We start from the raw sequence: 18,542 nt of genomic DNA, 5'->3' as shown, positions 1-18,542 counted from the left end.
ATCACTCTATCAATAGACCAGGCCATGTAACAAAAATGTTGGGAGATGCACTCAATGATTTTTTTAAGAATAATCCTACTGTGGATGAAAACCCTGAAAATTGGGGAGAAAAGCATGCTTATTATGAAAATAAAATTGTAGAATATTATGGGAAAAACAGGAAAGGAATGACAGACCCAGTTTTAAGATTTAATAAAACTAAAAAAGTTTTAGCAACCCTGTTAGGATGAACACTATAATGAAAAACCTTTTATTTTTACTATTTACTAGCACTATTTTTTCGGTAAATGCTGGCGATTTATTTTTACATTATAAGAACTGTAGTCCTATTAGTTTAGACAATGTAAAACCTAGTATGGCACGAGAGGAAATTCCATCTGAATATTTATATTCTAACAAAACCTATAATTTCATGACATTACCAATCACCAATGAAGATGAAAGATATTGTTTAATTATTAATAATAAGAATAAAGTTATTGTTGATGCTATTCCAACAGCTCTACGAGGCATGTGTGGAGGAATCTGGAATCAAAAAAGTGTAAATCCTGTGTGGATTACAGATGTTGCTGGGGGTCGTGGATCCGTAAACAACTTTAACTATAATTTAGCTCTTGATTTAAAAAAACTTAATAAATCGGAAAAATCTGAAATAAATAAAATATTAGAAAAAATAAACTGTCAACTTTTTACTTATACGAAAGATGATGTTTTGGAAATTAATGATGTTGCATTTTATTTATATCAATTAGGATATTATAAAGACGCTTTAAGAATTTTAGATCACGTTATTGAATTGGATCCCAATAGAACTGTGGCCTATTTAAATAGAGCTGATACCTATATAGCATTAAAAAATAAAGTAAAGGCTAAAAAGGATTACTCAACTTATTACAATAAAATGAATAAATTAGGGTTGTCTAATAAAATACCAAAGAGAGTAAATGACTTTCTAATACATTAATAGAGGATTAATAAATATGTTAAAAGATTGTACCTAAAAGATAAATTTTTAAGATAAAAATAGCTATATTTTAAATGTATGGAAGAGTTAAAAGATGGATTTATCACTGTACTTAATTACTTAAGGATTAATTTTGTTTTAAATAAATTTTTCATTCGAAACCTATAAGCTAGAATTATCGATTAAATAATTGTCCATTTAGTAGAATAGCGATTATCCAAAATCGACAAAAACTTTCTTGTTATACATACAGCATAGGTATCTAAAATCGCAGATACCTATGCTTCTTAAAATTACTTCTTCTTGCGCTTCAAACGACGTTTCGCTTGTTGTGCAGCAACCGCATCTAACACCTGTTTCAACTCTTCATCGCTAAAGGTAGTAATGTGCTGCAACATTTGCAAAGTCACATCATCCAGTACCAAATTGGCATTAGCAGCAATATTGCTAAAGTTGCTGTCAAACACAATAGAGCCTTCGGCATTGGTACTGATATAACCCTGTTGAGTCAGTACACGAATAAAACTTTGGAATAGCGCTTTATCAAAGAACTCTGGTGAATTGAACTCATACAATACGGATAAGCGCTGACCCACCAAGTGGCTCAACTCTTCCACTTGACGCGTCGAGATGTTGCCAGAACCACGCTGCGTAATCAGCGCTAAGGTCATGTAATAGCGCTCTAGGCTTTGCATTACAGGACCCGCGAGCACTAACAATTGATTATGTTCTTCAGTATTTGGTGCAGGAGAAATCAAGTGTCCATCGGCATCTTCAGTAATCAGTTTTGTACTGAGTAAAGCATCTGCGTAAGCGGAAATTTGCGCTTTTAAGCTTTCGTCATCCCATTTCAGGAACAACTCAGCTTTCAAGAATGGATACAGGGTGCGAATGACATTGCATAAATCTTGACGCTTGATGATGCCGTTATGTTCCACCAATGCTGCAATCAAAGATGGCAAGACAAAAGCATGCACAATGTTATTGCGGAAGTAGGTGAGTAATACGGCTTGATTGTCTTCAATCGCGATAATGTCACCCAGAACGTGTTTCACGCGCTTAATCAGTTTGAGTTTTAAACCATAGGCAATAATTTCTTTGCCAGAAAGTGGTGTAACTTGCGTGCGTTCATCATAAGGCAATGCAGTCAGCAAATTGCGGTAAGCATCTAACTGTTTAATGCACAGTTCTTCATCCAGTGTATGTTTTGGTGTCGCCAATAAAATTAAAGACAACAAAGATACAGGGTTAATCACTACGGCACGGTTGATGTTTTCCAAAATGGTATGCGCAGCACTACTCACAGCATCGGAGACTTCATTTGGAATTGGATCGTCATTTTTCTCAATGCGAATATTTTCAGCACCAAAGGCTTTAAGTTTGTCGTCAAGGAATACAGGTTCACCAAAGTTCACATGTACTTTACCGAAGATACGTTCAATTTTGCGCAGGGTTTTGACAATCCCAAGGACTGATTCTGCTTCTTTCGGTTTGCCTTGCATTTCACCAACATAGGTTGAGCCTTCCATTAGGCGTTCATAGCCAATATAGGTGGGAACAAACACAATCGGTTTTGCACGTCCACGAAGATGGCTGTGCACCGTCATGGCGAGCATGCCTGTTTTTGCGGGCAATAGACGGCCTGTGCGTGAACGTCCGCCTTCAATGAAATATTCCAAAGGCGTGTTACGCGATAGAATACTGTATAAATATTCTTTAAAGACAGTAGTGTATAAGCCATTGCCACGGAAAGTTCGGCGAATAAAGAACGCACCGCCACCACGTAATAATTGACCCACAAATGGCATATTCAGGTTGTCGCCCGCCGCAATGTACGGCACCATCAAGCCACGTTTATAAATCACATAAGACAATAACAGGTAGTCGATATGACTACGGTGACATGGGGTATAAATAATTTCGTATTCTTTCGCCAGTTCACGTACCGTGCTGAAGTTATGCACTTCAACGCCATCATAGAGCTGCGTCCATAAACGCGTCAGCGCCATATCAGCAAAGCGTACCGCAGAAGATGAATAGTCCGAGACAATTTCATTTAAATAACTAATCGCACGACGCTCTGCTTCTAGCATACTGATTTTGCTGCGAATACTTTCCCGACGAATGGCATCTTGTACATCTTTTGCCTTAATCAGGCTGTGCATGACGTTACGACGGTCTGACAAATCAGGACCAAGCACCACTTCACGCTGTGCATCCATATAGTTATTTAAGCTGCTAATAATATACGTCGCAGGTGATAAATTTGGATGGGTGGTTTTGGCATACTGGATCAGGTCACGTAAGGATTGGGCTTCGTGGAATTCCAGATAAGATTCACGTCCATGCAAGCCAATATTCACCAGTTGTTTCACACGGCTTGGTGTTGCCCACGTATCGGTAAATAACAGTTTAAACCAAGAGTCTTCTTTATCTGGTGAACGACCCCACAGTACCGTTACAGGCACCAGTTCAATATCTAAGTCTGGATGCTTTTCGAGTAAGTCGATGAAGCGTAATAGACGGGGTGGAAGCGTATTGGGTGGTGGGCTCAGTAAGTTCTGCTCATCATGATGTTGCAAGAATAAGATCGAGGCTTTTTCTTTATGTTCACCAATCAAGAGAGAGTCTAATGCGGCGGGTAATTGTAAACGACGGGTTTCGCCATCGACCACCAAGGCATTGCTACGCGAATAGTTTTGTAAGACGTAACACACCACTTTTTTGCTCGGTGTACGAGCAACATTTGGGTCTTCGCTGGTTGTTGGAGTTGTCGGGTTGCTGGGTACTTCACCCAAAATATGAGGGGTTACCACAAGGTCAAGCAGCTTGCTGGAAAGCTGGCGATACATTTGACCAAAGCCACGCTTGGACATAAATACTCCTAATACGGTACGAAGCCCCAAAATGTGAAGGGGGAATTATTCTGCGTAATTGTAATCAAAAACTAGAGGTCATTTTCTGATAAATTCACTGCTTATGCCAAGATTCTAGCCTTAAACCACATATTTTTAGCAATTAAATTTGAAAATTACAGTGACAGTACAGTCAATTAATCTCTAGGGGAATGGTCAACATTTATGTAATATAGTTTTAGAGCGAGCGCTCTATGGTCTTTCTAATCAACACCAACATGGGTGTGTCTAAAATTTAAAACAGGTCTGCTATGAATGCCTTAACTCAAGAATTGGTTGAACTGCTTAGCCTTGAAAAAATCGAAGAGAATATTTTTCGAGGTCAAAGTCGTAATTTGGTAGGTAAGCGTGTTTTTGGTGGGCAAGTTTTGGGGCAGGCTTTACGTGCCGCTTCCTACACGGCAGATCGTCCCGCACATTCCTTACATGCTTATTTCCTCTTCGGGGGCGATGTGAATGCACCCATCATTTATGAAGTGGATCGTTTAAGAGATGGGAAAAGTTTTGTCAGCCGTCAAGTGCGTGCCATCCAGCATGGACGCACCATTTTTACCGCGATGGTTTCTTTTGCAGAGCCAGAAGAAGGCTTGAATTATCAGATTCAGGAGCCTGATTATCCTGCACCGCTGCAAGTGAAATCAGAAGCTGAATTGAAGACAATGTTGGTCGAGTTTGTACCTGAAAATGTACGTGCCAGCTTTATGCGTGATCGTCATGTCGAGATTCGCCCGATCGATCCAGCAAATCCGTATCAGCCACAACCTGCTGCACCTTCTTATGCGCACTACATTCGTACCCATGATCCAATTACGCCAGAAATTGATGAGGTTTCACTGCATCAAGCCATTGCCGCATTTTATTCAGACTTTACGTTAATGACCACGGCATTACGCCCACATGGTTTGAGTTGGTTATCTCCAAGTTTGCAATGTGCCAGTATTGACCATGCCATGTATTTCCATAAACCTTTCCGTGTGGATGACTGGATGTTGTATGACATGGATGCAACAGTAAGTGCCAACTCGCGGGGGCTGAATTTTGGACGGATGTGGCAAAATGGCGAGTTGGTCTGTAGTACCACCCAAGAAGGCTTGATTCGGCTCAGAGAAATTGAAACGCAATAAGAAAAAATAATTAAAATAGTGAATAGGTGAGTTTGCTGTGCTTAAAAATTCAATGTTAAGACTATTGCGAACTCACCTTACGGCGTCGATTATGACCGTCAGTGTATGTTTCTCGATTTCGAGTTGTTCAAATGATGCATCGACTTCACAAGAATACCAAAATGCCTGTTATGGTGAACCCTTACTTACAATAGAGCAGCGCAATCAGGCATTAGAAGATGGCTATACGATTAACCAACAATATAAATGTATTGATATAAACTCTTATCGTGCCATGCAAGAAGCTCAAGCACAAAGAGAGGTGGAAAGGTCACCAGAAGCTTTAGCACGAAAGAAAGCTGAAGATGAAGCTCACGATGCTAGAAATGCCCAACAACGTCAAATAAGACAAGCAGAGAAAGACGCTAAACGTGCTTTGCGCTATGAATTGCGTCTGGTGGAAATTAATACCGCATCAACTGCTGAGTTAGCAAAAGTGTGTAGTATCCTTGAGGAAACAGCCGAAAAAATTGTGAAAGAACGTATAAATGGTGGGCAATTTAAGGATTGGGTTGATGTTATTCACAGAGTAATTGCACTTAGTTCAGCACAAAATGTTTTATATGCTTCGACCTGTGGCTTAGTTGTCAATGGTGCTAGCTTTGATGGTGTACCAGCAAATGAAGAAAAAGCTCAAATGATCTTCCAACAATATCTTCGTTGAAAACGCGATGGGTAAGTGAATCATTTATTGGCTTTTTTATCATAAGGTTGTGACAAAAAATTGCTCGATTCTTCAACATCAGCATGACATAGTAGTGTTAAGTTAAAATGCTTTATCAATCATAATGAATTTAAACACACAGATTTTAATTGCTGCCATTCTGGGGATTGCTTTTGGTTTTCTACTCAGTGTCTTTCCACAGAGTAGTTTCTTTAGCACCAGTTTATATGGCTTGGGCATTATCAGTAGTATTTTCATTGGTCTACTGAAAATGCTATTAATCCCTCTGATTTTTAGCTCGATCGTGGTTGGGGTATCTAATTTACAAGCAGGTGGGCAACTTGGAAAAGTATGGAAAATCACGGTCGCCTGCTGTGTCACCACCACCACTTTAGCCTTAATTTTAGGGATTGGCTGTGCGCATTTATTTGACGTCGGGAAGGGGGTAGATATCGCCTTATTCCAGAATGACATGAATCAATACCAAACCCCTGACACTTTAACGCCATCTTCTTTCTTTACCAATTTTATTCAGAATACGTTAATCAATCCATTTAAAGCCTTTGCAGAAGGGAATGTCTTGGCGGTGGTGGTATTTGCGCTCTTCATTGGTGTGGCATTGGTACATGGTGGTGAGCGATTTAAAGCGGTGCGTCAGCTTGCAGGACAGTTCTTTGAAATCATGATGCTGATGATTCGTTGGGTGATGAAACTGGCCCCATTGGGGATTTTTGCATTACTCGCCAAGCTGATTGCCACGGAAGACCTTTCTGTATTGAGCCGTTTAGCCGAATTTGCTGTGGTGGTGACAGGAACCACCATTTTTCATGGCGCAGTGGTGTTGCCGTTGTTGTTATGGATTTTTGGCAAGATGGATCCCGTGACGTTCTTTAAAGGTACGCGAGCTGCGCTGATTACCGCATTTGCAACCAGTTCCAGTTCAGCCACCATGCCGCTATCCATGAAATGTGCACAAGAAAATCTCAAAGTCAGTCCCGCAACCGCAGGCTTTGTGATTCCACTGGGTACGCAGTTGAACATGGATGGCACAGCGCTATATGAAGCGGCTGCTGCGTTGTTTGTCGCCAATCTGATTGGTTTGGATTTAAGTTTAGGTCAACAACTGATTGTCTGCTTAACCGCAATGATTGCATCTTTGGGAGCGCCAGGTATTCCAAGTGCTGGGATGGTCACTATGATTATGGTTTTGCAATCGGTGGGTTTACCCGCAGAGGCGATTGCGATTTTATTGCCAATCGACCGCTTGTTGGATACGGTGCGAACCGTGGTCAATGTGCAAGGCGATATGATGATTAGTGTGGTGGTCGATCGCCATACCCGTGAAGCTGTCACGGAATTAAATAGCTAGCTGTTTTCCCAGCAGGGATTCCAGACAATTTCCCAGAGGTGTCCATTAGGGTCTTGAAAATAGCCTGCGTAGCCGCCGTAAAAAGTGGCTTGTGCAGCTTTGGTAATGGTCGCACCAGCCTGTGCAGCTTGGGTCATAATGGCATCGACTTCGGCTGCTGAACTAACATTATGTCCTAGCGAAAATCCAGTCGGACAGAATGGCGTTAAAGCCAAGCCCGAATCTTGACTTAAACTCTGTTGCGGCCAAAGTGCCAGTTTTATACCTGATTGCAGTTCAATAAAGGCGACCGTGCCGTTTTCAAATTCTTGACCGATAATTCCCTTACTTTTAAAACCGAGACCTTGGCAGTAAAAATTGAGCGAAGCTTGTAGATCATGAACCGCAAGGGTGAGTACACTAAGATGGGCGTGCATGGCGAGAGCTCAACATCTAAACATGATGTTTTAGAATGAGCGAAAAAGCAGGCCTATTCAGCCTGCTTTTTGTAGTGTTTGGATATTTTCGGGTTTTAGGCGATTTTGAGCATGGCACGCAAGGCCGCAGGCGATTGATTCAGATATGCAATTGCATCTTCAGTTTTGGCTTCATGTACAGGGTCGTACCACGGCATTAAGTAGCCCAGTTGTTGGGAGATGAGCCAGAGTGGGTTTGGCAACAAACCATTGTTGCGTTGAGAAATAGCATACCATTCACGCCAAATCCACGGTTTGTAGATAGCAGGGCGGATCGATTTAAAGCGTGGGTCTTGCTGCATGATATGTGCTGTACCATCCACCCATAGTCCAAGTACCGCAGCGATCACTACAATACTAAGGTAATAACGTGCGAGATAGCTGCCACCCAAATGGTGGTACAAATCGAATGCCACGGTGCGGTGTTCAATTTCTTCAGCACCGTGCCATTTCACTAAGTCGAGCATGGCAGGATCTGCGCCACGTTTTTGCCACTCAGTATTGTAGAGTGCATATTTACCCAAGACACAGGTCATATGCTCAACAGTGGCAACAATCCCTAAACGGAACAAGTCCCATTGATGTTCTAGCGGTTTGGGAATATTTAAGCCCAGAGGTTGGTCTGCCAGTAGTTTTCCAAACAGGAAATCCATCAGATCCAGATTACGTTGAATGTCGATTTGACGTTCGCGTAAATATTCTTTGTTGGCAGAATTGTGTGCTTGTGCATGCATGGCTTCTTGGCGAATAAAGGCTTGTACATCTTGTTTGAGTTTTTCATCTTGAATTTGCGATAGGACTTTATTGTACAGACGGCAAAACCAGAACTCGCCTGCCGGTAAAATCATATTAATTTCATTAATAAAATAGCTGACAAAAGGTTGTTCTGGCACCCAGTCCACGGGTGTATTTTGCCATTCAAACTTCACTTTGCGCGGTTGAATACAATATTGAATTGAAGAGCCATTTTTTGTTTTTTTCAGGCGTTGTAACAGTTTCATACTACGGTCTCAAGCATTTTTTGATGCATTCAAAACAGTATGAAAAAAATGTCCCGCAATATGTTTAGCAATGCGGGACATTTCAATGTCAATTCATGAAGAATTGATTGGGTTGAATAGCACTTAATCTGGTTTCGGTGCTTGCTCAGGGGTATCTACTTCAATTTCCTCGGCATCAAAAGCTTCGCTCTCATCATCTTCTTCAATGCTGTCTTCGGCTAAATCATCTGCTTCCGCTTCAGGAATAAGCGCTAGGTCAAACTCGGCAGATTGTTCAAGGGTGAAATTCAGACGACCACCCATAACACTGGCAAGCTCTTCTAAACCTTGTTTGTTTAATGAGGAGAACAATTGAATCGAGAAATCGAGTTTCATTTTCTTCAATTGTTGTTTGACGTCTAATAAGGCTTGGTTGGCAGGACCACGGTTCATTTTATCTGATTTGGTCAACAACACATGCACAAACAGTTTACGTGAGTAAGCCCATTCCAGCATCATCACATCAAAATGTTGTAGAGGATGGCGGATATCCATCAACAATACCAAGCCTTGTAGGCTTTGACGATGAATCAGATAATTTTCAAGCTCTTTTTGCCACACAATTTTCATGGCTTCAGGAACGGCTGCATATCCATAGCCTGGTAAATCGACCAGACGTTGATCTGGATTACCCAAACTAAAGAAGTTGATCATTTGGGTACGCCCTGGTTTTTTCGAGGCGCGTGCCAACTGCTTTTGATTGGTTAACGCATTAATTGCACTGGATTTACCCGCATTGGAGCGTCCAGCAAAAGCAATTTCGTAACCGGTATCTTCTACACAGATATCGAGCTTGGGTGCACTCATTAAAAAAGCGGCTTTACGTAGCCAGTTGAGTGCGCGTACAGCATATTCAGTAATCACAGGATCAAGCTTTTTCTCGTAGCTGATCTTTTGCTTAGGCGCCTGCGCGATTTTACTGTTTTTTGATTTTCCTCTGCTGTGGTGCATAACTCAACTTCATTCACTTATTTTCAAGTGCCTAGTATAAAGGAAGTCGCCCACGCACGCGAATTTTCCTCTTGTAACTTGAAAATGTTATAGGTTGAGTAGTTCAATGCCATTTGTAATGGTCTTGGTCTTTTTAGCATTTGAGCGCGCAAGTACTTCACCTAAGGTGTATTGGTTTAAATGCTGATAAAATTGATCGAGTGCTTGATCTAAAATACTCTTTAGACCGCAATGACTTCTAAGTACACACGGAGGATTGTTGCATTCCACAATCTGATTTTCACCTTGTAGGGTTCTGACTGCGTCACCGACTTTAAGGTGGACCGCATCGGGGTTTAGCCGTATACCGCCGCCTTTACCACGGGTGGTGATCAACCAGTTTTGCTTGCCCATAAAGTGCACAATTTTAACCAAATGGTTTTGTGATACCTGAAGGTCTGCTGCAATTTCAGCAATGGTGTAAGCATTGTCTCGTGGTCGTGAAATATACATGAGTATGCGTAGGGCATAATCGGTAAATTTATTTAGTTGCATGATTGTGCTCATCTTTTTTTGAGATGAATAGATAAGGCTAGTCTAACATAGACTAGCCTTATACGGTACGCATGCGAGAGCAGGTTTAGATGCGAACCCCACCTGTACCAAATGCTTCACTATGAATTTGTTCAGGTTTAATGCCGCGAGCGACGAGGGCTTTATGCTGTTCTGCCATAAATGGCATTGGACCACATAGGTAGTAATCGGCATTTTTTGGTAACAATGCTGCATCCACTGTGCCCAAGTCTAAGCGCCCAGCCACATCATAATCATCACCTAATACATCGCCTTCATGTGGGAATTCGTAGGCGGTAAATGTCGTTAGGCGAGGAAATTTTGATTTCTGCTCATGAATATGTTGTTTCATGGCATGGACTTGGCTGCTGCGACAAGCATGAATAAAACTGACCGGTTGTGGCATATCCAGTGTAACCAATTGATTAAGCATGGCAATCATTGGGGTTAAGCCCACGCCACCACTGATAAAGACATTGCGTTTGCTGCTATCAATCAGATAGAAGTTACCTGTTGGTGCAGAGACTTCAATTTCAGCACCTTCAGCCAAACCATGCAGTGTGCTTGATACCCAACCACCCGCTAAATCACCTTTCTCATCTTCACGTTTTACCGAAATGCGTAAATAGTCGGCTTGCGGGCTGGTCGATAAAGTGTATTGGCGAGGTTGTTTTAAACCTAACTCTTCGACAAATACGCGAACTGAAATATATTGACCTGCTTCATATTTGGGTAATGCACCACCGTCGACAGGCGCGAGATAGAAAGAGGTAATTTCATCACTTTCTACCACTTTCTTGGCAATTTTAAAATTACGCCAGCCTAACCAACTGCCTTGTGTTTGTTGATGCAGATTATAAATGGCTTTTTCAGTGCTAATAAATAGATCTGCCAACTGCCCATAAGCCGCTGCCCACGCATCAATTAATGGATCTTCCATTGAGATGTTAAGGACTTCACTGATGGAATGGAGCAAGTTTTCGCCCACAATATTGTAGTCAGGGGCTTGAATATTCAGGCTGACATGTTTGTGTGCGATTAATTCAACCACAGGCAAAAGAACGGAAGGGTCTTCAATATTTTCTGCATAAGCCAATACGGCACCCGCAAGTGCTTGTGCTTGAGCGCCGCTACGTTGGTGTCCCATATTAAAGGTTTCTTTTAATTCAGGGTTATTCCCTAACATGCGGTTATAAAAATAGCCGGTTAATGCAACGCCATTTTCACGAAGAACAGGGACAGTGGCTTTTACAAGTTCAATTTGCTGCGGAGTCATGATGTGATCTCACTTGGCTGTTATTTATAAGATGTATTTAAAATACATATTTAATATTTTAATTGCAATCTATTTTTAACACAAAACCCTATTATTTTTATGGAATAAATAGTCTAAAGGTTTTTGGCGAAAAAAAGATGATAGACATGATGGAAAATCTAAGGTCGGTATGGGTATCTTGATATGTCGGTAGCGCTGCACCTTGGAACGCTATTTCCCACCAAATAAAGAGCCAAGTAAACCACGCACAATTTTTTGCCCTGTAGAGCCGCCTAAACTGCGGGCAGCACTTTTGGCAAAAGTTCCCACAATATCTTCAGTAAGTTTTTCCCGCTGCTTGGCAGCACGATCGGCTTCTTTTTGTTGTTCTCGCGCTATACGTTCTTGTTCTTTGGCCTGTTGTTTGGCAAGGATTTCTTGTTGTTTAGCTTGTTCTTTCGCAAGGATATCTGCTTGAGCTTGCTGTTGGCGTTCAACCACTTTTTGCTGTAAGCGCTCGTAAGCACTGTCGCGGTCTACACTTTGTTCATATATGCCTGCCACGATACTTTTGTTCATTAATGCTTTGCGGATTTCGGGTGAAATTGGGCTAAAAGCAGAGTAGGGAGGCATGACCCAGCCACGCTCGACAATTTGTGGTATGCCTTGTTCATCGAGGCAACTGATTAGCGCTTCACCAACGCCCAGTTCGGTAATGGCTTGCTCGACATCAAATTCAGGATTGGCACGAAAAGTTGTGGCTGCGGATTTAACTGCTTTTTGATCTTTAGGGGTAAAGGCACGTAATGCATGTTGTACCCGATTTCCTAGTTGTCCTAATACGGTTTCAGGTAAATCCAGTGGATTCTGGGTCACAAAATAAATCCCGACGCCTTTGGATCGAATTAAGCGCACCACTTGTTCAATTTTTTCTTGCAGTGCAGCACTGGCATTGTCAAAAAGTAAATGAGCTTCATCAAAGAAGAACACCAGTTTCGGTTTATCCATGTCGCCAACTTCAGGTAACTGCTCGAATAACTCAGAGAGCATCCAGAGAAGAAAAGTGGCATACAGCTTCGGGGTATTCATCAATTTATCTGCTGCAAGCAAATTGATATAGCCTCGACCATCGGCATCGGTTTGAATAAAATCAAGAATATTCAAACTAGGTTCACCAAAAAACTGATCTCCTCCCTGATCGGCCAGTGCCAGTAAGTTGCGTTGAATGGCCCCTAGACTGGCAGGGGAGAGATTGCCGTATTCAGCTTTAAAGTCTGCGGCATGTTCGCTGACATAACCGAGCATGGCTTTTAAATCTTTAAAGTCAATCAGCAGTAGCCCCTGATCATCTGCAATCCGAAAAACTGCCGATAAAACCCCTTCCTGTGTGTCGTTTAAATTCAACATTTGTGCCAGTAAAAGTGGTCCAATTTCGGAAACCGTGCTGCGAATCGGATGTCCTTGCTCACCAAATAAATCCCAGAAAACCATAGGCGAGGCAGCAAAGGGAATGGAATCAATTCCTAGGTTTTTAATGCGTTCATCAAATTTTGGATTGCTACTGCCGGCTTGAGCTAGACTAGAAACATCGCCCTTGGCATCGGCAAGAAAAACGGGTACACCAATACGTGAAAAACTTTCGGCCAATACCTTTAGGGTTACAGTTTTACCAGTTCCCGTTGCACCCGCAATTAAACCATGTCGATTGGCAAATTGAGAATGTAAAACAATAGCTTGTGTTGTATCCGTGGTTTTTTTTGCAATGACAATTGGTGTACTCATTTTTCACCTATTTTAGAATTTATTCGAGCTGTTTTAATGCGTTTTGAATATCTTGGACTAAATCGTCAGCATCTTCTAGTCCTATACAAAAACGGACCAATAAACCTTGTTGTAAATGTGTATTTTTCAGTGAACGCATGTGGTTGAGTTCATACAGCATGACCAAGCTGATTGGGCCACCCCAGCTAAATCCGAGCTTAAATAAATTCAGATGATCACAAAATTCACGCACTGCTTTTAAGTCATATTCGGGTTTAAAAATCACACTCACCAAGCCTGCACTTTTGCCTGTTAGGCAGACTTGTTTCCAGTGTGCATGCCCTGCAGCATCAGGATCACTCGGATGTAAGACTTGACTAAATTGCGGTTGTTGTTTTAACCATTCGAGTAGTTTTAAGGCTGATTTCGCTTGTTGTTCGTAACGTATGGACATGTGAGCCAAGCTACGCTGAATCTGGGCGGTGTCATCGCCAGAAACGGCAATACCTTGTATGGCATGCATACGGAATAATTGATGATGTAGTTGCTGATTGCGTGTCACCACAGAGCCCATCAAAATATCACCACCACCACTCGGATATTTGGTCAAGGCATGTACACTGACATCTACGGCTAAGTGCTCATCGGCAAAATCAAAAGGATTAAAGGCTAGGCCTGCCCCCCAAGTATTATCCAATACGGTCAAAATCTGTTGAGCTTGCGCTTTTTGAACCAAGCCGACTAAATCAGGGAATTCTAAGGTGACGGATCCTGCGGCTTCGAGCCAAAGAAGTTTGGCATGGTGGGATGGGGTAAAACTTGTAACATCTATAGGATTGTAAACTCGCACTTGAATGCCGTAGCGTTTTTCCAGATTGCGCAGATGCTCCATATTAGGACCATAGACATTATCGGGTACCCAGACTTCATCACCTTGCGCGAGTAAAGCGGAATTGACTAAATTAATTGCAGAAAGTCCACTGGGTGCCAATAAACAATATTCCCCACCTTCAATTTGAGCAATCTGGTCTGCGAGGGTAAATGTCGTTGGTGTGCCATGTGTACCATAACTATAGTCATACGGGTCAGTCCAGTGGCGATTAAATAGTGCATCGGTATTCTCAAAGATAATGGTGGATGCACGAAACAAGGGAGGTTGAACGCTGGAAATATACTGTGGTGCTTTTCTTGGTGCATGAATTAGCGCAGTTTGAGGTTTCTTGTTCAAGATGTGACTCATGTAAAGCGTAGGATGGAACCTAGATTAAGAGAATATGTCAATTTTCGCTACCGAATTAGGAAGAACTGTAAAAACAAGCAACCAAATCAAAAGTTGGCTTCAATTTTGCTAAATCTAAGCAAAGCTACAACAATAGGTTACAGCGCATGAAGTCGCATTTAAAAGTACATTATTTTCAGCATATTGCTGGTGAAGGGTTCGGTAGTTGTTATGAGTTTTTAAAAGCGCATCAGGCACAAATTACAGCCACAGAATTTTTTGCCTTACCTGTGGATTTACCTCTGGAAATTGAGGCTTTACCGCAAATTGAAGAAGTAGATCTTCTCATCATCATGGGAGGAACCATGAGTGTAAATGATGAAGTAAATTATCCATGGTTAAAAATCGAAAAGCGCTGGCTCAGACGTTATTTGGCATTGGGTAAACCTGCTATTGGTCTGTGCTTGGGTGGGCAATTGATCGCGAATGCTTTGGGTGCTGCGGTCAGTAAGAGTGGCATGCAGGAACTGGGTTGGACGACGGTACGTAAAGTACAACATGTACCCCAAGATTGTTTTGAGTTGCCTGAGCATTTTAATGTCATGCAGTGGCACAGTGAGACCTTTGAAATTCCGAAAGGCGCGATTCATTTGGCAGAAAATGATGTATGTCGCAATCAAATGTACCAGATTGGAAAGAATGTATTGGGCTTTCAGTTTCATCCCGAAATCACGCCAGAAACACTGAGTTTATTTTTAGAAAATGATGATGAACTGGCTCACTTTTCAGGTGCCTTTGTGCAAACTGAAAGTGAATTGAAACATTCGCAGAAAGCACATTTTTTACAAGGGAATCAGTTGCTCAATCAAGCCATTGAGTATGTCTTGCAAAAAACAGCGTAACGGTTAAATAGTAAACAATGGAAAATCATGGGAATTTGAAAAAAAAGGAAAATGGATTTGCTTAAGCGTTAAACAATGGCTATAATGGGCGACCCTTTAATGAAAGGGGGTTAACTGCGAAGAAAGTAGTTAACATCGTGACAGTCGTGGCATCGATCATGACCTTAGTGATATTTCACTGCTCTTGACACTTACCTTATTTAGTGGGGTGAGATGCGTCAAGGGTGATTCTTTATATATTTGGCTTGGAGTTAACTGGTATGTCTAACCAGAGAATTCGTATCCGTTTGAAGTCTTTTGATCACCGTTTAATTGATCAATCTGCTCAAGAGATCGTAGAAACAGCAAAACGTACTGGCGCACAAGTTTGTGGTCCAATCCCGATGCCTACTCGTATCGAGCGTTTTAACGTTTTAACATCACCACACGTTAACAAAGATGCGCGTGACCAATATGAGATCCGCACTTACAAACGTTTGATCGACATCGTTCAACCTACAGATAAAACTGTTGATGCATTGATGAAGTTAGATCTTGCTGCTGGTGTTGATGTTCAGATCGCTTTGGGTTAAGACTTTCGGTTAATTAACGCTTTTAAGTTAATTAGGCCGCTTTTTTAGAGGTTATGCACATGGCTATTGGTTTAGTCGGTCGCAAGTGCGGTATGACCCGTATCTTTACAGATGCTGGTGTTTCTGTGCCTGTAACAGTGATTGAGGTTGATCCTAACCGCATCACTCAAATCAAAACGCTTGAAACTGATGGTTATCAAGCGATTCAAATCACTACTGGTGAACGTCGCGAATCTCGCGTAACTAACGCTCAGAAAGGTCACTTTGCGAAAGCGGGTGTTGCTGCTGGTCGTCTAGTTCAAGAATTCCGCGCTACAGAAGCTGATCTTGAAGGTCGTGAAGTTGGTGGTGTTCTAACTGTTGATTTGTTCACAGTTGGTCAAATCGTTGACGTTACTGGTACGTCTAAAGGTAAAGGTTTCCAAGGTGGTGTTAAGCGTTGGAACTTCCGTACCCAAGATGCTACTCACGGTAACTCACTTTCTCACCGTGTTTTAGGTTCTACTGGTCAAAACCAGACTCCTGGTCGCGTATTCAAAGGCAAAAAAATGGCTGGCCATTTAGGTGCTGAACGCGTAACTACACAGGGTCTTGAGATCGTTGCTATCGACACAGAACGTTCAGTTCTAGTTGTTAAAGGTGCGATTCCTGGTGCTACTGGTGGCGACGTTACCGTTCGTCCTACGATCAAGGCCTGAGGGGAAATAACGTGAATTTAAAAACTGTTTCCGGCTCTGCTGTTGAATTATCTGAAGTTGCTTTCGGTCGTGAATTTAACGAAGCACTTGTACACCAAGTTGTTACAGCTTACTTAGCTGGTGGTCGTCAAGGTTCGAAAGCTCAGAAATCACGTGCTGACGTATCTGGCGGTGGTAAAAAGCCATTCCGTCAAAAAGGTACTGGTCGCGCTCGTGCCGGTTCTATTCGTAGCCCAATCTGGGTTGGTGGTGGTAAAACTTTTGCTGCTCGTCCACAAGATTGGTCTCAAAAAGTTAACCGCAAAATGTATCGCGGTGCAATGCAATGTATCTTAGCTGAACTCGTTCGCCAAGATCGTCTTGTATTGGTTGAAGAGATTGCTGTTGCAGCTCCAAAAACTAAAGAATTGCTTGCGAAACTTAACGACTTGAATGCTACTCGCGCATTGATCGTTACTGATGCTGTAGATGAGAATCTATATTTAGCAGCGCGCAACATTCCACACGTTGATGTGGTTGATGCTACTGCAATCGATCCTGTTAGCTTGATTGCGTTCGATAAAGTTGTTATGTCTGTTGCTGCTGCTAAGAAAATTGAGGTAGAACTCGGATGAACAACGAACGTATCTATCAAGTCCTACAAGGACCTGTATTCTCAGAAAAAGCACAAGTTTTAGGTGAGACTGCTGGTGTTCAAGTTTTTAAAGTTGCACTTGATGCAAATAAACTTGAAATCAAAAAAGCAGTTGAACAACTCTTTGGTGTTCAGGTTGTTAAAGTTAACACAACGATCACTAAAGGTAAGTCTAAACGCTTTGGTAAAACATTAGGACGCCGTTCTGATGTTAAAAAAGCATACGTCACCCTGAAAGCTGGCCAAGATGTTGAAATGGCTGACTTGGGCGATACCGCTGAAAGCACAGCGGAATAAGGACGAGAATTATGCCAATTCAAAAATGTAAGCCAACGTCTCCTGGACGTCGCTTTGTAGAGAAAGTCGTTCACGACCATCTTCACAAAGGCGCGCCTTATGCTCCGTTGGTTGAAGCTAAAAAACGTACTGGTGGTCGTAACAACAACGGTCACATCACGACTCGTCACGTTGGTGGCGGTCACAAGCAGCACTACCGTCTTGTTGACTTTAAACGTAACAAAGATGGCATTCCTGCGACTGTAGAGCGTATTGAATACGATCCTAACCGTACAGCACACATTGCACTTGTATTGTATGCTGATGGTGAGCGTCGCTACATCATCGCGCCTAAAGGCCTTCGCGCTGGCGATAAAGTTCAATCTGGTAACGATGCTCCAATTCGTCCAGGTAACTGCTTACCGCTTCGCAACATGCCAATCGGTTCTACTCTTCACAACATCGAACTTAAAATCGGTAAAGGCGCGCAATTAGCTCGTTCTGCTGGTACTTCAGTTCAGTTGTTGGGTCGTGACGGTTCTTACGCCATCGTTCGTTTACGTTCTGGTGAAATGCGTAAAATTCACGTTGAGTGCCGTGCAGTTCTTGGTGAAGTTTCTAACCAAGAAAGCAACCTTCGCTCACTTGGTAAAGCAGGTGCAGCACGCTGGCGTGGCGTTCGTCCTACCGTTCGTGGTATGGCGATGAACCCAGTAGATCACCCACACGGTGGTGGTGAAGGGCGTAACAAAGGTATTCAACCTGTAAGCCCATGGGGTCAAAAAGCTAAAGGGTACAAGACACGTACCAACAAGCGTACGACTAAGATGATTATTCGCGATCGTCGCGTCAAGTAAAGGAATCTGACTAATGCCTCGTTCATTGAAAAAAGGTCCATTCGTCGATGCGCACTTGTTCGCTAAGGTTGAAGCTGCTGTTGCTGCTAACAATCGTAAGCCGATCAAGACTTGGTCACGTCGTTCGATGATCCTCCCGGATTTTGTTGGTTTAACAATCTCTGTACATAATGGCCGTAACCATGTTCCAGTAATCGTATCTGAACATATGGTTGGTCACAAACTTGGTGAATTCGCGCCAACTCGTACCTATCGCGGTCACGGTGTTGACAAGAAATCTAAACGTTAAGGTGCT

Annotated in this window: 20 protein-coding genes; 12 read left to right on the top strand and 8 right to left on the bottom strand. The window is 42.3% G+C overall.

Annotation, left to right across the window (positions count from 1 at the left end):
• Both DCO44_RS11450 and DCO44_RS11445 read left to right on the top strand, forming a co-directional pair.
• Positions 1-230 (top strand): hypothetical protein (locus DCO44_RS11450; RefSeq protein ID WP_228157548.1); only part of this gene is annotated, 230 nt, incomplete at its 5' end.
• 8 nt (positions 231-238) lie between these two features.
• Positions 239-964 carry a tetratricopeptide repeat protein gene (locus DCO44_RS11445; RefSeq protein WP_165815713.1) on the top strand — a complete coding sequence of 242 codons (726 nt, stop codon included), beginning with the start codon at positions 239-241 and terminating at the stop codon, positions 962-964.
• Between the two features lie 293 nt (positions 965-1,257).
• Here the strand turns inward: DCO44_RS11445 and plsB are convergent, their stop codons facing one another.
• Positions 1,258-3,840, bottom strand: a complete 2,583-nt coding sequence (gene plsB / locus DCO44_RS11440; RefSeq protein WP_116761989.1) for a glycerol-3-phosphate 1-O-acyltransferase PlsB — start codon at positions 3,838-3,840, stop codon at positions 1,258-1,260.
• Positions 3,841-4,130: 290 nt separating this feature from the next.
• Here plsB and DCO44_RS11435 point away from each other — a divergent pair, with 290 nt between their 5' ends.
• The 3 genes from DCO44_RS11435 (at position 4,131) to DCO44_RS11425 (ending at position 7,075) form a co-directional block, all read left to right on the top strand.
• Positions 4,131-5,003 carry an acyl-CoA thioesterase gene (locus DCO44_RS11435; RefSeq protein ID WP_116761987.1) on the top strand — a complete coding sequence of 291 codons (873 nt, stop codon included), beginning with the start codon at positions 4,131-4,133 and terminating at the stop codon, positions 5,001-5,003.
• Positions 5,004-5,094: 91 nt separating this feature from the next.
• Entirely contained in the window at positions 5,095-5,706 is a 612-nt protein-coding gene (locus DCO44_RS11430) for a helix-hairpin-helix domain-containing protein (RefSeq protein ID WP_228157547.1), read from the top strand.
• Between the two features lie 124 nt (positions 5,707-5,830).
• A complete protein-coding gene (locus DCO44_RS11425; protein WP_116761982.1) occupies positions 5,831-7,075 on the top strand; it encodes a dicarboxylate/amino acid:cation symporter in 1,245 nt (414 codons plus the stop codon).
• On the opposite strand, the gene DCO44_RS11420 is transcribed toward DCO44_RS11425, so the two are convergent.
• From DCO44_RS11420 to DCO44_RS11390, 7 genes are all read right to left on the bottom strand, one after another.
• Positions 7,072-7,491, bottom strand: coding sequence for a VOC family protein (locus DCO44_RS11420; RefSeq protein ID WP_116761980.1), 420 nt, complete (start codon positions 7,489-7,491; stop codon positions 7,072-7,074). The two genes, DCO44_RS11425 and DCO44_RS11420, sit on opposite strands and share 4 nt — an antisense overlap.
• Positions 7,492-7,586: 95 nt before the next feature.
• On the bottom strand, positions 7,587-8,531 hold the full coding sequence (locus DCO44_RS11415) for a metal-dependent hydrolase (RefSeq protein WP_116761978.1): 945 nt from the start codon (positions 8,529-8,531) through the stop codon (positions 7,587-7,589).
• A gap of 123 nt (positions 8,532-8,654) precedes the next feature.
• Complete coding sequence (gene yihA, locus DCO44_RS11410; RefSeq protein WP_116761976.1) at positions 8,655-9,521, bottom strand: ribosome biogenesis GTP-binding protein YihA/YsxC; 867 nt, start codon at positions 9,519-9,521, stop codon at positions 8,655-8,657.
• Positions 9,522-9,608: 87 nt separating this feature from the next.
• Positions 9,609-10,055: an RrF2 family transcriptional regulator gene (locus tag DCO44_RS11405; protein WP_116761974.1), complete on the bottom strand. Its 447-nt coding sequence runs from the start codon at positions 10,053-10,055 to the stop codon at positions 9,609-9,611.
• An 85-nt stretch (positions 10,056-10,140) separates the two neighbouring features.
• Positions 10,141-11,349: an NO-inducible flavohemoprotein gene (gene hmpA, locus DCO44_RS11400; RefSeq protein WP_116761972.1), complete on the bottom strand. Its 1,209-nt coding sequence runs from the start codon at positions 11,347-11,349 to the stop codon at positions 10,141-10,143.
• A 210-nt stretch (positions 11,350-11,559) separates the two neighbouring features.
• Complete coding sequence (locus tag DCO44_RS11395; protein ID WP_116761970.1) at positions 11,560-13,110, bottom strand: helicase HerA-like domain-containing protein; 1,551 nt, start codon at positions 13,108-13,110, stop codon at positions 11,560-11,562.
• Between the two features lie 19 nt (positions 13,111-13,129).
• Positions 13,130-14,317, bottom strand: a complete 1,188-nt coding sequence (locus DCO44_RS11390) for a PLP-dependent transferase (RefSeq protein ID WP_228157546.1) — start codon at positions 14,315-14,317, stop codon at positions 13,130-13,132.
• A gap of 158 nt (positions 14,318-14,475) precedes the next feature.
• On the opposite strand from DCO44_RS11390, the gene DCO44_RS11385 reads away from it, so the two are divergent.
• The 7 genes from DCO44_RS11385 (at position 14,476) to rpsS (ending at position 18,536) form a co-directional block, all read left to right on the top strand.
• The gene (locus DCO44_RS11385) at positions 14,476-15,210 is read left to right on the top strand and encodes a type 1 glutamine amidotransferase (RefSeq protein WP_116761966.1); all 735 of its coding nucleotides are present in this window, start codon (positions 14,476-14,478) and stop codon (positions 15,208-15,210) included.
• 260 nt (positions 15,211-15,470) lie between these two features.
• Positions 15,471-15,782: a 30S ribosomal protein S10 gene (gene rpsJ / locus DCO44_RS11380; RefSeq protein WP_000070912.1), complete on the top strand. Its 312-nt coding sequence runs from the start codon at positions 15,471-15,473 to the stop codon at positions 15,780-15,782.
• A 59-nt stretch (positions 15,783-15,841) separates the two neighbouring features.
• Positions 15,842-16,480 (top strand): 50S ribosomal protein L3, encoded by a 639-nt coding sequence (gene rplC / locus DCO44_RS11375; protein ID WP_116761964.1) that lies wholly within the window; start codon positions 15,842-15,844, stop codon positions 16,478-16,480.
• An 11-nt stretch (positions 16,481-16,491) separates the two neighbouring features.
• Entirely contained in the window at positions 16,492-17,094 is a 603-nt protein-coding gene (gene rplD, locus DCO44_RS11370; protein WP_016168601.1) for a 50S ribosomal protein L4, read from the top strand.
• Positions 17,091-17,411 carry a 50S ribosomal protein L23 gene (rplW, locus tag DCO44_RS11365; protein ID WP_116761962.1) on the top strand — a complete coding sequence of 107 codons (321 nt, stop codon included), beginning with the start codon at positions 17,091-17,093 and terminating at the stop codon, positions 17,409-17,411. Before rplD ends, rplW begins: the two co-directional genes overlap by 4 nt.
• A gap of 11 nt (positions 17,412-17,422) precedes the next feature.
• Positions 17,423-18,247, top strand: a complete 825-nt coding sequence (gene rplB, locus DCO44_RS11360) for a 50S ribosomal protein L2 (RefSeq protein WP_116761960.1) — start codon at positions 17,423-17,425, stop codon at positions 18,245-18,247.
• A 13-nt stretch (positions 18,248-18,260) separates the two neighbouring features.
• A complete protein-coding gene (gene rpsS / locus DCO44_RS11355) occupies positions 18,261-18,536 on the top strand; it encodes a 30S ribosomal protein S19 (RefSeq protein WP_116761958.1) in 276 nt (91 codons plus the stop codon).
• The last annotated feature ends 6 nt before the right edge of the window (positions 18,537-18,542 follow it).

Source organism: Acinetobacter sp. AM, assembly GCF_003105055.1.
GTDB classification, from domain to species: Bacteria; Pseudomonadota; Gammaproteobacteria; order Pseudomonadales; family Moraxellaceae; genus Acinetobacter; species Acinetobacter tibetensis.
This window is presented reverse-complemented; position numbering and strand designations above follow the sequence as displayed.